Raw genomic sequence first — 15,920 nt, forward strand, 5'->3', positions numbered from 1 at the left:
AACTCGTATCTCAAGCGGGTTCTCAAGCCCGGCACCGCACGCCTTGTCGCCCGATGCACCCCCAGCATAACCAGGCGGCGAGATGGCGCAACAAGGTTTCATTTGAAACTTATCCAATCCGGAGGGGGCCGGTCCCCGGATGGAGCGCGCGCCTGCGGCGTGATCCGCACCCGCTCCGATCGACAATCGACCACGGACGTTCATTCGGTGCGGCGCGTCCCGTGGCAAATGCCGCCTCCCGCTGGCGACGAACCCCGCTTCGCGCGGCTTGTCGCAGACGGAACGCTGCCTCTGCCTGTCTATTGCGCAGGCAAATCTCTCGCCAACAGCTCGGCGAGCGGCCGAATGCCGAACCCGAGTTCCTGGCATCGATCGATAAGGCTGGCGAGCTCGCCCAGCGCGAGCGAACCCCAGCCTTCGCCATCGACGCCGTGAAGGACCAGCACGAGCCAGTCGCCGTCGGCGTTTCGAAAATCCTCGATCCGGGTGACTGCCTGCGCTGCGACATTGTCGGGACCAAAGGTGATGCAATCGATCTGCCGTGATCGTTGCGCGATCGCTTGCCGGGTGATGCCAGCGCCTCTCTGGGCAATCCGCACCGCGGCGCATCGGTCCAGCAGCCAATCCACCAGGCGGGGGGGCATCGAAAGATAGGGGGTGTGGAAAATTGCCCGCTCGGCGGCGAAACCCTGCAGCTCGGCCGCGAAGCGCGCGAACATTCGCTCGATCGATGCACAGGCCGCGTCGTGCGTCAGGGCGCCCAGCCGCTCATGCGCCCAGCCATGCGGCGCGACATCGTGCCCGCGTTCGCGCAGGTCTCGCCAGAGCGGCCAGTCGGCGAAACGCGCATCGACATGAGCCGTGTCGGCAGACTGATCGGGCGCCGCCATTATGCAGAAGCTGGCGCGAAGTCCGCGCGCCTCGAAGAGGTGGGCGGTCTTTTCCGTGGACGTAAGGAAACCGTCGTCGAAGCAGAAACTGACGGTTTTCTTTGTCACACCAGCGCCTCATAGAAATTCTTCGTCCAGACATGATCGCGGCGGATCGCGGTCACCGCATCGACGGGCAGCGGGCCGGCCTCGATCGCGGCAATCGCAGCATCGACTTCGCGCGGGCTACCCAGACCGAGCGTGATGCTCGATACCGCAGGATCCGACAATATGAACCGAATGGCGAGATCGGCCAGGCTTTCAGCCGCCGCAGGAACGAACTGGCGCGCCAGGGCCGCGACGCGGCGGCGATAGTCGGCGGCAGGCGCATGCTTGAGGAACGGACGCCCTTCGAACGCGGCATCGGTCAATTCGCCGGTCAGGCCGCCGCTGTCGAGCACGCAGCGCGCGATCACCCCGACCCCGCATTCGGCGGCGCGCGGCAGGAGCGAATTCATCGGCCGCGATTCGAACAGATTCACGATGATCTGGACGCCGTCGACCAGGCCGCGGCTGACGAGTTCGAGTAGCGCGTCATGTTCGTGATCCTGGCCGCTGACCGCAATCAGCCCGACCTTGCCTTCCGATTTCAACCCCGCCAGCGCTTCGAGCCACTCGAGTTCGTGGGTCCAGCGATAGTGCCATTGGTGGAGATGGACGATGTCGAGGCGCTCGGTGCCGAGGGCTGCCAGACTGTGATCGACCGAGCGGATGATGTCTTGCTTGCGGTAGAAGTCGCCGATTGGCCCGCCGAAGCGAAAGCCGTCGCGGTTCGCCGGCGCCAGTTTCGTCGAGATCAGCGGCCGTTCGCCGCGCCACGCGCGCAGGGTGCGGGCGACGATGTCCTCGGAATCACGGTAAACGCGCGCAGTATCGATCAGCGACACACCTTGATCGAGTGCATGCAGGAGCGACCCCGACACGCCGCCGCGAAGCGCCGAATCGAAGGCAATGCCCATTGCACCGAAAGCGAGTGCACTGACCGGCGGTCCGCCCGCGCCATATTGTCGAAGCAACATCCCAGATCCCTGTCTCTGTATCGCACGGGCTGCCGATTGGCCGACAGCGCGTTGTCATGATATCGCGGTAAATTCCAAAATCTATAAATTTAACATTGCTTGGCTGAATGGAACGTAAGCCAGTCGATGTGCTGTCAAAATTATTCTCATAAACAACTGATAATAAATCATAAAATAGCTCAGTACCGTCATCATCGAAATTGCGCTGAGGCCAGCTCCGCGGTCCAATCAACCCTTTGCGCTTCGGAGGTATTGCGCGATTGCCCAGAAAAAAATATCATGTAATCCTCCCTAGACCAATTTATTGACTTTCCGACTGGACAGCAAAATGCTAGATCGCTGCGACCCGGCAACGAACGGGCGTGGAAATAGTGGGGGAGGATCGATTATGTCGCGTCGGACGAGCTTGCGCCTGGTTGCGCTTACAACGGTGGCCGTTTCGCAGTTTGCCGTCATCGCGGCAGCTGCCGCGCAGCAGGCCGACGAGGCCGCACAGGCAACGGGCGCGGATCGCGACAGCCTCGAAATCGTGGTGACCGCGCAGAAGCGCGTCGAGCGGCTCCAGGATGTGCCGATCGCGGTCAGCGCCGTGTCGGGCGATCAGCTCGAAACGCTCAACATCAACGATCCCAGAGATTTGCGCTATGTTGCGCCCAGTCTCAACTTCAGCAATTCGGCCAATGTGCGCGGCGAGGGCTTCTCGATCCGCGGGGTCGGGACGGCGGTCTTCGCGGACACGGTGGAACAGAGCGTCGGTACGGTGATCGACGGCGTTCCCCTGGCGCGCGCGGGTCAAGCCGTGGCCGACCTGGTGGATATCGAGCGCGTCGAAGTGCTGCGCGGGCCGCAAGGCATGCTGTTCGGCAAAAATGCGTCGGCGGGCGTCATCTCGATCACCACAAAGGCGCCGCAGTTCGACAACAGCTTCGAGGGCCGGATATCCTACGGAACCTATGACGAGATCAAGGCCAATGCGATCGCCAACGTCGCGCTCGCCGACAATGCCGCGATCCGCGTCGCCTATTCGCAGACGAAGCGCGATGGGATCGTCCGCAACATCTTTCGCAACGAAATGGTCAATGACCGCGACTCGAAATCGGTCCGCGCCAAGCTGCGCTGGGAGCCGACCTCGAACCTCAGCATAAACCTGATCGGCGACTGGGGCGACAGCGATCAGCTTTGCTGCGCCTGGACCGCACGCACGGCGCCGGTGACCACCCAGTTCGGGCAGCTCAATGCGGCTGCCGGGATCACACCCGGTCCGCGAAACCTCGAAATGGCCGCCGACCAGCCTTTCTTCCAGGAGGCAAAAACCTGGGGCGCCTCGGCCCAGATCGATTTCGACGCCGATTGGGCGACATTTACGTCGATCACTGCCTACCGTCATTGGGACGAGTTCGACGGCAATGATCCCGATATCCTGCCGATCAACTATCTCAGAGTGAACAACGGCTTCAATCTGCTCGACCAATATTCGCAGGAACTGCGCATGACGTCGCCGTCGGGCGGAAAATTCGAATGGGTCGGCGGGGCGTTTCTGAGCTGGTCGAAAAACCAGAATCGCAGCGAGCAGACGGGCGCCCTTGCGCTGCTTCCTGCACCGCTCGAACTCGGCAGCGTGTTCACGTCCGTAGTCAAGAACGAAAGCGCAGCGATTTTTGGCCAGCTATCCTATTCGCCGATCGAGCGACTAAAACTGATCCTCGGCGCGCGCTATACCGCCGAAAAGGTCGAAATGGACGCGGTGGCCGGTCCGGCGCCTGGCGCGCTTGCCGGCATTCCCGGTCGCTTTGTCGGGCTGGTCCACGGGCAGCAGTCCAATACCAACCTGTCCGGGCGCGCGACCATCCAGTATAATTTTACCCGCGATGTCATGCTCTATGCGACCGCGGCGCGCGGCTACAAGGGGCCCGGTATCGACACGCTGGGTATCGTGCGCGCGACGCCCGATATCGTCCAGCCCGAGATTCCGACCAGCTACGAGCTCGGCCTGCGCTCGGCGCTGTTCAACCGCACGACGATTTTCAACGTCACGGCTTTCGCTACCGACTTCAAAGACTATCAGGCTTCGAGTTTCGACACGACGGTGACGCCTTCGCGCTTTCTGGTCACCAACGCCGGCAAGCTGCGGACCCGCGGGATTGAGGCCGAGTTGCAGACCCGGCCCCTGGCCGGGCTCGCGCTGGGCGCTTCGGTGGCGTACATCAAGAGCAAGTTCGCCGACTTCAAGAATATTTCCTGCTATTCCGGACAAACGGTTCTGCCGCTCGGTACGCCGCGCACATCGCCGCGGCAGTGCATCCTGATTTCACCGGCGCAGGCGGTCACCTTTGCCGATGGGAACCGTCTGCCGAACTCGCCGCGGCTCACCTACAATCTCAACGCCGGCTACGAACATCATATCGGCGATTTCCGCATCGATACCGCACTCAACTGGTTCTACCGCAGCAAAGTGAGTTTCGATGCCGCAGGAAATCCTGCTACGGTGCAAGGCGGCTATGGCGTGCTCAACGGAAACATCGGCTTCGGCCCCGATAACGACAGCTGGCGCCTTTCCTTTTTCGCTCGCAACATTCTCGACCGTCACTTCGTCAACGTCGTGTTCGTCCAGCCTGTCATCAATTCCCCGGGCGTGACCGTCCAGATTCCCAGCCCCGATGCCCGCCGCCTTCTCGGCGTCGCGCTCGATGTCAAATTCGGGGGCAATCGTTGAGCCAGGCACAAACCGCCGCGCCCCTGTCGTGGCCGCGGCGCATCGGCTGGGCGTCGGGTGACGCCGGTATCAACTTCTACTGGCAGGGCGTCGGGATTTTCGCCTATTTCTTCTATACCGACGTCATGGGCATATCGCCCATGTGGGCCGGGATAGCCTTTGCTGCGGCATCCTTCTGGGATGCGATCACCGATCCGATCATGGGCGCAATCGCTGACCGGACGCGGACCCGGTTCGGCCGATTTCGGCCGTGGATATTGTTCGCGAGCGTGCCGTGCGCGGTATCCTTTGCGCTGATGTTCTGGACGCCGCCACTCACCGGCGGCTGGCTGGTCGCTTATGCGATCGCGACCCACATCCTGCTGCGCACGATGCTGACGGCGGTCGGCATACCGTTCAGCGCCCTTACGGCACGAATGACGCAGGATTCGAACGAACGCGGTACAATCGCGATGCTCCGGCTGATGTTCGCGGCCACCGGCGCGCTTGCGGTCTCGTTCACCATTCCCCAGCTCGTCGAAAAGCTCGGCGACGAGCAGCAGGCCTATTTTTACGCGGCGTGTATCCTTGGCGTTGGCGCGACGATCATCCTCCTCATCAGCTTTTTGTCGACCAGCGAGCCGCCGGCTGACGATGATGATCTTTCGGTCCCGACGGAGCGGCGCGGAATCTGGCGAACCTTTGCCGCCGACCTGATCGGCTTCTGGTCCACCTTGCGGCACAATGGTCCGCTCGCTCGGCTGTTCGCCGCAGTGATCCTGAGCGGCATCACCACCGCGATGAACGGCAAGGTGCTGCTCTACTGGATCAAATATGACCTCAAGGATCCGTCGGTCATGAGCTGGTTGCTTGCGCTTCCCGCCGTTTGGCTGGTGCTGATCGCGCCGGGCTGGACATGGGTCGCCCGCCGTTGGTCGAAGCGCACCGCCTGGCTATCCGGGACCGCGCTCAGCATCGTCAGCCTGCTTTCTTTCTACATCATCAACCCCCACGACCATGCGACGCTCATCGTCATCACGCTGATCGGCGCGACGGGCGGGAGCGCCGGGCTCATCATGTTCTGGTCGATGCTACCCGATACCGTCGAATATAATCAGTGGGTCCGCGGCGACCGGAGCGAAGCGAAGATCTTTGGCTTCGCGACCTTCGGCCAGAAGACGGCCTATGCGATCAACGCCTTGCTGCTCGGACAATTGCTCACTGCGATCGGCTTTGTTGCCGACCAGCCCCAATCGCCCGAGATATTGCTCGATCTGCGCGGGATCATGTGCCTGATCCCGCTGGCGGGAGTCGTCGGCACGATCGCCATCATGTGGCGCTACCCGATCACCGCCGAATTCCACGCGCAGCTCCGCGCCGATCTTGCCGAACGCGCTACAGTCCGTGCCCCCGCTGCTACTGCCTGAACAGCAGCCGCACCACCGCGTCGGCGTGATGCGCGACGAAATCGTCGCCGAGAACATCGACGCCGTAAATGCGGCGGGCTTCGTGCGCGAGCGCGAAGACCGACTGGCTGGCGGCGGCGAGAATGTAAGTCATATGCGCTGGCGGCACGTCGAGCGGAAACCCGTCGGCCACGGCAGCCTTGAGCATGCGTTCGAGAAACTGGTGCGCGGGGCGAATATGCTCGTCGACCGCATAGCGCAGCTGCTCGCTGTCGTGCATCGATTCCATCAGCATCAGCCGCGCATGCTCGGGGTGCCGCGCGCAATAGGCGACATAACGCCGGACGAACAATTCGAGCCCGGCGGCGCCTTCGGCATAATCCGGATCGCCGGGCATTGGCCGCATCTCGCTTTGCATGCGGCGGAACAGAAAATCGACCGCCTGTTGCCAAAGCTGCGCCTTGTTGCCGAAATGCAGACGGATCACCGCGTGCGAGACGCCGGCCTTCGTGGCGATATCGCGCAGCGATGCCGCCTCGAAACCGCGCTCGGCGAACAGTTCGAGCGCCGCCTCGAGAACGCGCCCGTGCGTCAGCCGCTTCTGTTCTTCGCGCCTTTCGCCGCGGTAGGCTCGTTTTGCAGCCTTTTCGGGCACCCCGCTCACCGCCTTGAGCGCGGCGGGTCGCCGAAGGGAAGCAGGTGGGGACATGGATTGCCTTTTATCTGGGGCACCGCGGCGCGGGCGGCCTTCGTGTCTGCGACCGACTGTAGAGGACTCGTCTGAAAATGTCGAAATCCTTGTCGCTTGGCGCCGCAATTTATCGTGAATTACACGCCGACCGCCCCGGTGGCGGGTTGGCCCAGATCCAGCGACGCGAGGATGGCCGTGATGCGCGGGCCGCACTCCGCAGAGGCCCGAAGGAGAAGCATATGTCGAAGGCAAGACGGATCCTCCGCCGGGTGGCGATCGGGCTGCTCGCGCTGCTGATCGTCGCCGCGGCAGCGATCGCGGGACTGTGGTGGTCGTTGACCCCGTCCGACGTGGCAGCCGCCGATCCCGTGACGCCGCTCGGCCCGGTGTCGCCGGTCGAGCGATCGGTCGAGAGCGGACGGCTCGCCGGACTGCGCGACCGCGACATCCTGATCTTCAAGAATATTCCCTATGCGGCGCCGCCGGTTGGCCCGCTGCGCTGGCGTCCGCCGCAGCCGGTGGCGGCCTGGACGCAGGTCCGCGACGCAAGCCGTTTCGGCAATGATTGCTGGCAGGTGCGGAGCGCCGCCGATCCCGCTCGGTCGACCGAGCCGATGAGCGAGGATTGCCTTTCGATCAACGTCTGGGCGCCCGAGAAGGTGCCGGCCGGTGGCGCTTCCGTCCTGTTCTGGATCCACGGCGGCGGGTTCGTGCAAGGTTCGGCGAGCCAGCCAGCACTCGATGGCTCCGCACTCGCGCGCCGCGGGGTGATCCTGGTCAGCTTCAACTATCGGCTCGGCCGTTTTGGTTTCTTCGCGCATCCTGCCCTGATGGCGGAAGCGGCAGGCGGGCCGACGGGCAATTGGGGCATGATGGACCAGGTCGCGGCGCTGCGCTGGGTGAAGCGCAATATCGCGTCCTTCGGCGGCAATCCCGATCGCATCACCTTGTTTGGGCAATCGGCCGGCGGCGCCTCGGTGGCGCAGCTCATGCTCGATCCGGCTGTGCGCGACCTGTTCGCCGGCGCGATCATCCAGTCGAGCGGCGGGCGCAATCGCTGGGTTCCGCTTGCCGATGCGGGCAAGGACAAGCCGTCGGGCCTGCGCGCCGCCATCGCTTTTGCGGCGAAGCAGAAGCTCGATGCACCCGATGCTGCGGCGCTGCGCGCGATCCCGGCCGCCGATGTGCTCGGAAATATCGGTTTCGCCAATCTCGATACCAAGACGTTTTCGGGGCCGATGATCGACGGGAAGCTGGTCAAAAGCGATTTCGTCGACGGATTCCTTGCCGGCCGGGAAGCGCCCGTGCCCCTCATCGTCGGATCGACCGACCGCGAACTCAGCCATCTGAACTTCCTCGCCCGCTACGGCCTGCGCCAATGGGCGAAGAGCGAGTTGGGAGCGTCGCTCGACACGGTGCGGGATACCTATCCGTCGTCGGGCGCGTTCGACGACAATATCGTCAACGACTGGGGCTTCGCCGAGCCTGCACGGACGCTGGCAGCAAGCCATCGGCAGCATGGCTTTCCGTCGTGGCTTTACAGGTTCGATTATGTCAGCGAGGCCAAACGATCCGAGGTCGATGGCGCCGCGCACGCATCGGACGTCACCTTCGTTTTTGGCACGCTCGGGCGCGAAGGGGTCGTGCCGACAGCAGCCGACAAGGCTGCATCGAGAGCGATCCAGGATTATTGGCTGGCTTTCGCGCGCGATGGAATCCCCGCTCCGGCAGATCGTCCCGCCTGGCCAGCATTCGACCTCGCGGCGGACCGCTTGCTGCGGTTCTCGGCGGCAGGACCTAGCGTGGGCGCCGTCCAGCGCCCAAGCGAACTCGGCGCGATTACCGCCGCTATGGCAGCGCGGTCGCACCGGCGTTGACCGCCGCACCCCAGTCGGGGTGCGCCCGCAGGCGCTCGATGGCCCGCATCGAGGCGAGCGGATCGTCCGCGGGAAGCGGATAGGGGGCGCCGCCGCGCAGCGTCGCGACGATCGCGGCAAGTTGGGCGGTCCAGCTCGTCGGACCGTCGATTTCGCGATCTTCGCAGGATGTGCGGGTCCGCAGGACAAGGCGGTTACCGAGGCTTGGGACCACCGGGTTGCGGACGCACAAGGTGCCGTCCTCGCCGCCGATTTCGAGGCCGGCGTCGAATGGATCGATCATCGAGCAACCGATACGGACCGCGATGTCGCCGAAGCGCAGGTCGGCGAGCAGCCGGGCATCGACGCCGCCCCTGAACTCCGCCGCGATGGCGTCCACCGTGAAATCTTCGCCGAGCAGCCGCCGGCACAGAGCGAGCGGATAGACGCCGAGATCCATCAGGCCGCCGCCGCCAAGCGCGGCATGCCACCGAAATTCTCCGGGGTCGTCGGCGATGATCGTCGAAAATCGGGCCTCGATCCGGCGTATGCGTCCGAGTACCCCGCTCGCGACGATCGCGCGCACGTCGCCAAACAGGGCATGGTGGGGGGCGTGCATTGCTTCGAACGCATGAACCCCGCGCGCGCGGGCATGATCGAGGATCGCTGCCGCTTCGGCGGCATCGATCGCGAACGGCTTTTCGACGAGGATATGCTTGCCCGCACCGATGGCGCGATGCGCCAGATCGGCATGGGCTGACGGCGGCGTCGCCAGATAAATGAGGTCGATGGCAGGGTCGGCCATCAGCGCCTCATAATCGCGGTGAACGGTTGCGATGCCGTGCCGCGCGGCGAATGCCGATGCGCGGTCCAGGTCGCGCGCTGCGATGGCCGTCAGACGGGCGCCGGGCACGCTGCGCGCCGGATCGACGATGGCATAGGGCGCGACGCGCGCCGCGCCGATCAAGCCGATCCGCACCGCCTCCATGCCGGCAGCTCGGCTAGATGAGCGCGGCGAGGTCGCCGCAGCTCAGCAGGTTCGACCGCAGCGACCCGTTGATGCGGATGCCATGGAATATCCGTGGTTCGGGGAGAATGAGCCAGTAGGTTCGGTCCGCATCGCCGGCGTCTGCCGGGTCCGGATAATCGGCGAGCGTGCCGACCTCTTCCCAGCGGGTCTCGATGCGTGGATCGATGGTCGGGATCATCACCGGCCCCGTCGCCAACGCCAGCTGCGGCGCGGCGGCAAACCAGCGCGACGCGTCGGTCGTGCCGTGGCGAAACCGGATGCGGCGAAGCGTCAACGGCCGGTCGAATGCGATCGCAATCCATCCCTGCTGCGTCGCTGTGGCCGCGCCGCCGCGCAGCGTCCGGTGGTCGAAGCCATCGATGTCGAGCAGGGCTGCGGTGTCGGTGCGGCCGTCGGTGGCAAACTCGCCGTTGAAGGGCGTCCCGAGCGCGCCTTCGCCCACGATGCCCGGCGGCACATGGATATGCGACGCGAAGGCGCGCGACCATTGGGTCGGCGCTCGCTCGTTCGCTTCGCTGCGGGTGCGAAGCAGCATATTGTGACGGCGCGCCTCGGCAAAGGGAATGAACCTGGCGGTGTAAGCTGCGCCTGCCTGCTCGGCTGCGTCATCGAAACGCGCGGGCATCTCGAAGACCTGCGGCGCCTTTTCGCCATGGACCGGGCGCAGCTGCGATACGGCCGCCGGGTCGATATGCACCGCGTCGAGATGGGCAAGCGCCGGATTTTCGGCTTCGGAGAGCGTAAGCAGCTGGGGACCGTAACGCAGCAGGACGCGTCCGGGGTAGGCTGCGGTTGCCGACAGCAGCTCGGGCCGACAGCTGATGCGCACTTGCAGCTTGCTGCCGGGTTGCCACTGCCGACGGAGCTCGAACATCGTCCCGGCGGCGCCATCGAGCTGCTCTTCGCCGGTATCGACGACGAACGCGGTCGCCCAGTCGGGGACGCGCAATCGCAGCGTGAAGACGGTCGGCGAGGCCAAGTCGATCACGATCTCGGCGCCGTGCCGAACTGGAAAATCGGTCCGAATGGCAAGTTTGACCGGTTTGTCGCCGACCGCCCAGTCGATGCTGCTGGCGGCCAGGATATTGACGGTGACCGTATCGTCCGAGGCGCTCCACACCATGTCCGGGATCGCCGCGACTGCTCGCGGACCGCTCGACACGCAGCACAAGGGAAAGTCACTATATTCCTTCGAACCACACAGCGCGGTATAATAGCAAAAATCGCCGTTGCGCGGATCCTGCGCGGCGAGCAGATGGTTGAAGATGGCCCGTTCGCATTCGGCCCCGAACCGTGGTTCGCCGGTCAGATGGAACAATCGCTGGCTCAGCTGAAGCCACGTCACCGTCACGCAGGTTTCGGCGATGTTGGACGACGGCAAGCCATGATGGCAGTCGTGCGGCTGGAAATGCTCCATCGCGCTGAGGCTGCCGGTGGCGTAGAGTTGCGACTGGCGGGCCTCGTTCCATGCGGCCAGAGCGGCGTCGAGATACGCGGCCGTCCCGGTCAGGCGATAGAGGTCGACGAGCCCGACGATGTTCGAGAGAAATTCATAGGCCTTGCCGCTCGGCAGCGCGTCCAGCCCGCCGCTGCGCAGCGCCGAGAGAATATGGGCTCCGCCGCGCTGCTCCCAGCCCTCGACGATCCGCTCGGCGAAGGCGAGGTAACGTGGATCACCCGACATGCGGTAGAGGTCGCAGACCGGCTCGAGGATCGACGTGGCCGCCATCCCGAAGAACCAGCCAGCCGCATTGACGTCCCGCCCGGCAGGGGGGGCGGCAAAGTCCGCGACCAGCCGGTCGCCGACGGCGCTGCACGATTCCAGCGCAGCTGGATCGGCTTCCATGCGGTAATAGGCGAGCAGCCCGATGAGCACATATTTGTGCACCCAGACGTCCCAGCCGGTCCATCGATCGGCATCGACATAAGTGCCAAGATAGCCATCGGCGTCCTGGGCCCCGATCAAGCCGTGCGCGATCCGCCGGACCTTGTCGGCGAGCCGGTCGTTCGTCTCGGTCGCAAGGCTGCGACACGCGGCGGCTAGAAATTTTCCGGCATGCTCGCCGGCCCAGGCGTTGGCGAAATCGCTCGACGGGGTGCGCTCGCGAAATCGGTGCAGCAGTGCGTCCGCATCGACTGCAAGCAGGCGGTGCTCCACATTGGTCCGCATCCGGTCCCCGAGCAATCCACCGACTTGCACCTGCGATGGCGGCAACGGGTTCTGCGCGCTCGCGACCCGCCACGGCACCTTGGGCCCGACGGGTGGAAATCCTGCCTGTGTCGCTGTGTCGCTCATCTTATCGATCCGGGTGGGTGGAAGCGTTGCGAAACATGGTATCGGCTTCTGCGCGGGTGGGTGTCGCGGCCTGGGCGCCGCGGCGCGTCACCGATATGGCGGCCGCCGCGATCGCGAAGCGACAAGCCTCGGCTATTTCGCGGCCTTCCGAGAGCGCGACGGCGAGGGCGCCGTTAAAGATGTCGCCGGCGCCGGTCGTATCGACCGCGTCGACCACCGGCGCGGCCAGATGCCGTTCGCCATCGCTATCGACGAGCAGGCACCCCTCCGCGCCCAGTTTGACGATCACGGTGTCCGTCCCGCGCGCCCGCAGCGCGCGCGCCGCTTCGGCAATCGCCGGTCGATCGCCGGGTTGGCGACCGGACATCGCTGCCAGCTCGGTCTGGTTTGGGGTCACGATATCGACCGATTGCAGCAGGCGCTCCGGTAGGACCGCAGCCGGCGCCGGGTCGAGAATGAGATGCGAACCCGCGCGGCGGGCGAGGGCTGCGGCTTCGACGACGGTTTCGAACGGTATTTCGAGCTGGAGCAAGACGATGGCGGCTCGGCTAAGCCGGTCCGCTTCGCCGAGCAGTTCACGACGATCGAAAAGTCCGTTCGCGCCCTCGATCACGACGATGCTGTTCGTGCCATCGTCCTGGACCAGCACGATCGCCTGGCCCGATGTCGCGCCGATCGTGCGCACGCCGCCGACATCGCAACCGGCATTCGCGAGCGCGGCGCGCGCCTCGCTCCCATAGGCATCGCCGCCGACCGCCCCGATCATCGCGACATCGCCGCCAAGCTGTGCGGCAGCGAATGCCTGGTTCGCTCCCTTGCCGCCGCCGCCCCAGGTGATCGATTGCCCATGCACCGTCTGTCCGGGGAGCGGGAGCTGGTGGCAGCGGATCATATGATCGCGATTGATGCTGCCGACGACAATGATCGGCGTCGATGGCGTCACCGTTCAGCGCCTCGCGTCCGCGCGCTCGGCAATGTCGAGGACGATCTGACGGTGCGCCGCGTAGGACAGGCGGTAGAAATAGATGAGGATGAGCGAGAGGATCACACCGCCGAGCGGGATAGCGAGCATCATCGTCCGCAGCCCATCGACCGTCGCGGGGGCCATTGTTTCATTCGCCTGATAGCCGACAAGGTTGAGGGCGACGCCGAGCGCGCCTGCGGCGGCGCCGAGAGCCGCCTTCTGACCGAGAACCACCAGGCCGAAAATCAGCGATTCGGTTCGGACGCCGGTCTTCCATTCGCCATATTCGACCGTGTCGGGCAGCACGGCCCAGAAGCAGATGTAATTGGCGCTCATCCCCGCCGCGATGATCGCGATCGCGCCAAGAAGGGCGGTCAGGCCTTGGCCGTTGGCAAACCACCAGGCGATGAGTCCGACCCCGACGATCGCCATGCCGCTCGCCCACGCCAGCCGCTTGCCATGGGTGCGCGCGACCCATGTCCAGGCTGGGACCGACGCTGCGGTCACGCCGGCACTCAAGGTCAGCGCGATCGTCGCGGCGTCGGTGTCGCCATATACATATTTGAAATAATAGATGATGTTCTTGTGAAAGAAGGTCGAGGCAATCGAGCTCAGCACGACGACGCCGAGCGCGAGATGCAGCGGCCGGTTCGAGGCGAGCGACGCCGCGACGGTGCGCCATGCGACGCGCTCGGCGACCAGCGGTTCCGGCGCATCGAGACCGCGCGCGGCATGGGCAACCTGCCACAGGATCAGTACGGCAAAACCGCCATAGACCAGCGCCAGTATCTGCCAGCCGCGCCGCGCATCGTCGCCGCCGAGCAAGCCTGCAAGGGGGAGCGTCGTGGACGAGACCAGCATGCCCGCAATCATCGCGAACATGATCCGGGCACCCGCCATGTCGGCGCGCTGTGCGCTGTCGCGCGTGACGCGCGCGAAGAGCGATGCATATGGAATATTGACCACCGCATAGAGGGTTCGGAACAGCAGGTGGGTGACCGTGACCAGCACTAATGTCCCGGCGCTGGGCATCGCGGGAACGAAAAACATCGCGGCATAGGCGAGCGCAAGCAGCGGCGCCCCGAACAGCAGATAGGGGCGGTAGCGGCCCATGCGCGTTCGCGTCCGGTCCGCGGCCCAGCCGACCACCGGATCGATCGCGGCATCCCAGATCAGGGCGGCCATGTAGATGGTGCCAGCGATGGTCGCCGGAACACCGAGGACATCGGTATAGAAATAGAGCAGGAACAGCGAGCTGCTTTGCCAATAGAGGTTGAAGGCAAGATCGCCCGAACCAAGCGAAATCTTGCGCCAGAAACCGATGCGCGCGAGCGGCTCAGGCCTTGGGGGCAAGGGCGTCATATTTTGCCTGCGCGTCGGTCATGCGTTTCATCAGCGCGGCGAAGACTTCGGGGTGACGGCTCGCGACGCTGTAAAGCTCGGCCGGATCCTGGTCGAGGTCGAACAGCAGCGCGCCCTGGCGGCTGATCATATATTTGCCGAGATCGAGCTTGTAGCCGCGATAGTAGGAATATTTCACCAGCTTCCAGCGTTTGGTCCGAATGCCGGTGACCTGCGTGTCGTCGAACAGCAGGAGGTCGTCGTGCGGCGACGGAATGCGATCGGTGATGACGCGGCTGATGTCGCGGCCATCGAGTTCGCGATCGGGCAGCGCGGCGCCGGTCCAGGTCGCGAGCGTCGGCAGGAAATCGATGTTCATTGCCAGCGCGTCGCTGACCTGGCCCGCCGGGATGCGCCCCGGCTGCGACGCGATGAAGGGAACGCGGTAGCCGCCATCCCAACCGGCACCGCCCTTGCGGTCGCGCGAGTCCCCCGACGAGCCTTCGAACCAGGGACCGTTGTCGGACGTTACGAGCACCAGCGTGTCGCGTTCCAGGCCGAGCGCCTTGAGCTTGGCCATCACCCGGCCGAGGCCGGTGTCCACTTCCTCGACAATATCGCCATAATCGCCCGCCGGTGAGTGATGATGCTCGTCGGGATTGGGATCGAGCGGCGTGTGCGGCGCGGTAAGCGCCAAAGTGAGGAAGAAGGGACGCGCCCGATTGTCGTCGATGAACTGGATGCCGCGATCGATGAATTTGGCGGTCAGCCGGTGAAAATCGAGATCTTCGGTGATGAGGTCGACGCCTTCCCCGCTGCTGTAGAGCGAGAGCGGGACCATGTTGTGGCTGTAGGGAAGGCCGTAGAAATAGTCGAAGCCCTGGACGCGCGGCGGCCAGTAGGGCGCGACATGGCCGAGATGCCATTTGCCGATCAACGCCGTCGCATAGTCGGGCTTCAGCATTTCGGCGATCGTGACCTCTTCGGGCGGCAGCCCCGTCTTGTCGTTCGCCTGGATGACGCCATTCGCCATGCCGCTCCGCACCGCGAAGCGACCGGTAAACAAGCCGGCGCGCGACTGGCTGCAGATATTGGCGCTGGCAAAAAAATTGGTGAAGCGGACCCCGCTGCGGGCAAGCGCGTCGAGATGGGGGGTCCGGATCAGTTTCGCGCCATTGGCGCCGAGGTCTCCATAGCCCAAATCATCGCACAGCAGCAGCACGATATTCGGCCGCCGGGTCGGTGCCTTCGCCCAGCCGGGCGTGGCTGTCGCGGCGGCAACCGAAAGGCCGATACTGCTGGTCAGAAAATGCCGGCGTTCCATTATCCACTCTCCCAAATTTTGCGCAGTTTATGGGAGAGGTCTTATCAGTCAATATGTTTATAGGAATTTCGGCATTAATTTATAAAATAAGTCCGGCGTCGGGGCGACCGGCGGTCGCTTGCGTCAATTGGCCCGGCATCCGGTCGAGCGAATGTGCCTTCACGCACCTTGAAGAATACCCATTAAGACGCCGATGAGCATGTTGGCTGACGCCGTTCGCATGCGCAAGGACAGTCGTCAAACCGGCCGGAATTCCAGCCATCCAGTACGAAATCCCGCAGCTTCCGGAGGGAATAGGCTTTTGGGCTATCCGTTCTGAGCCCCAAAGATACGCCTACGTATTTTTAAACTTGACGAAAAAAATATCACATA

The 15,920-nt window shown here is 64.3% G+C and carries 11 protein-coding genes; 3 read left to right on the plus strand and 8 right to left on the minus strand.

Going from position 1 to position 15,920, the window contains the following annotated elements:
- Nucleotides 1-299: 299 nt before the first annotated feature.
- Nucleotides 300-998 carry a polysaccharide deacetylase family protein gene (locus CVO77_RS21960; protein WP_106000048.1) on the minus strand — a complete coding sequence of 233 codons (699 nt, stop codon included), beginning with the start codon at nucleotides 996-998 and terminating at the stop codon, nucleotides 300-302.
- Complete coding sequence (locus CVO77_RS16880) at nucleotides 995-1,948, minus strand: aldo/keto reductase (protein WP_106000049.1); 954 nt, start codon at nucleotides 1,946-1,948, stop codon at nucleotides 995-997. The genes CVO77_RS21960 and CVO77_RS16880 overlap by 4 nt, the downstream gene beginning before the upstream one ends.
- A 388-nt stretch (nucleotides 1,949-2,336) precedes the next feature.
- On the opposite strand from CVO77_RS16880, the gene CVO77_RS16885 reads away from it, so the two are divergent.
- Entirely contained in the window at nucleotides 2,337-4,661 is a 2,325-nt protein-coding gene (locus CVO77_RS16885; protein ID WP_158258107.1) for a TonB-dependent receptor, read from the plus strand.
- The gene (locus CVO77_RS16890) at nucleotides 4,658-6,067 is read left to right on the plus strand and encodes an MFS transporter (RefSeq protein ID WP_158258108.1); all 1,410 of its coding nucleotides are present in this window, start codon (nucleotides 4,658-4,660) and stop codon (nucleotides 6,065-6,067) included. Before CVO77_RS16885 ends, CVO77_RS16890 begins: the two co-directional genes overlap by 4 nt.
- Here the strand turns inward: CVO77_RS16890 and CVO77_RS16895 are convergent.
- Nucleotides 6,057-6,755 (minus strand): TetR/AcrR family transcriptional regulator, encoded by a 699-nt coding sequence (locus CVO77_RS16895; protein WP_106000052.1) that lies wholly within the window; start codon nucleotides 6,753-6,755, stop codon nucleotides 6,057-6,059. The genes CVO77_RS16890 and CVO77_RS16895 overlap by 11 nt on opposite strands.
- 221 nt (nucleotides 6,756-6,976) lie before the next feature.
- On the opposite strand from CVO77_RS16895, the gene CVO77_RS16900 reads away from it, so the two are divergent.
- A complete protein-coding gene (locus CVO77_RS16900) occupies nucleotides 6,977-8,614 on the plus strand; it encodes a carboxylesterase/lipase family protein (protein WP_158258109.1) in 1,638 nt (545 codons plus the stop codon).
- Here CVO77_RS16900 and CVO77_RS16905 read toward each other — a convergent pair.
- From CVO77_RS16905 to CVO77_RS16925, 5 genes are read right to left on the minus strand one after another with little or no spacing between them, the layout of a single operon-like run.
- Nucleotides 8,586-9,581 (minus strand): Gfo/Idh/MocA family protein, encoded by a 996-nt coding sequence (locus CVO77_RS16905; RefSeq protein ID WP_106000054.1) that lies wholly within the window; start codon nucleotides 9,579-9,581, stop codon nucleotides 8,586-8,588. The two genes, CVO77_RS16900 and CVO77_RS16905, sit on opposite strands and share 29 nt — an antisense overlap.
- Before the next feature lie 13 nt (nucleotides 9,582-9,594).
- Entirely contained in the window at nucleotides 9,595-11,919 is a 2,325-nt protein-coding gene (locus CVO77_RS16910; RefSeq protein WP_106000055.1) for a beta-L-arabinofuranosidase domain-containing protein, read from the minus strand.
- Nucleotide 11,920: 1 nt separating this feature from the next.
- Nucleotides 11,921-12,862 (minus strand): ribokinase, encoded by a 942-nt coding sequence (gene rbsK, locus CVO77_RS16915; protein WP_197709647.1) that lies wholly within the window; start codon nucleotides 12,860-12,862, stop codon nucleotides 11,921-11,923.
- Between the two features lie 3 nt (nucleotides 12,863-12,865).
- Nucleotides 12,866-14,236, minus strand: coding sequence for an MFS transporter (locus tag CVO77_RS16920; protein WP_197709648.1), 1,371 nt, complete (start codon nucleotides 14,234-14,236; stop codon nucleotides 12,866-12,868).
- Nucleotides 14,220-15,548 carry a sulfatase family protein gene (locus CVO77_RS16925; protein WP_106000057.1) on the minus strand — a complete coding sequence of 443 codons (1,329 nt, stop codon included), beginning with the start codon at nucleotides 15,546-15,548 and terminating at the stop codon, nucleotides 14,220-14,222. Before CVO77_RS16925 ends, CVO77_RS16920 begins: the two co-directional genes overlap by 17 nt.
- Nucleotides 15,549-15,920 lie beyond the last annotated feature (372 nt).

It is taken from the genome of Sphingopyxis lindanitolerans (assembly GCF_002993885.1).
GTDB lineage: Bacteria > Pseudomonadota > Alphaproteobacteria > Sphingomonadales > Sphingomonadaceae > Sphingopyxis > Sphingopyxis lindanitolerans.

Bases quoted from the DNA above. Each gene is read 5' to 3' on its own strand.
- CVO77_RS16880 (WP_106000049.1), bottom strand. From the start codon at position 1,948: ATGTTGCTTCGACAATATGGCGCGGGCGGACCGCCGGTCAGTGCACTC.
- CVO77_RS16885 (WP_158258107.1), top strand. From the start codon at position 2,337: ATGTCGCGTCGGACGAGCTTGCGCCTGGTTGCGCTTACAACGGTGGCC.
- CVO77_RS16895 (WP_106000052.1), bottom strand. From the start codon at position 6,755: ATGTCCCCACCTGCTTCCCTTCGGCGACCCGCCGCGCTCAAGGCGGTG.
- CVO77_RS16900 (WP_158258109.1), top strand. From the start codon at position 6,977: ATGTCGAAGGCAAGACGGATCCTCCGCCGGGTGGCGATCGGGCTGCTC.
- CVO77_RS16905 (WP_106000054.1), bottom strand. From the start codon at position 9,581: ATGGAGGCGGTGCGGATCGGCTTGATCGGCGCGGCGCGCGTCGCGCCC.
- CVO77_RS16910 (WP_106000055.1), bottom strand. From the start codon at position 11,919: ATGAGCGACACAGCGACACAGGCAGGATTTCCACCCGTCGGGCCCAAG.
- CVO77_RS16925 (WP_106000057.1), bottom strand. From the start codon at position 15,548: ATGGAACGCCGGCATTTTCTGACCAGCAGTATCGGCCTTTCGGTTGCC.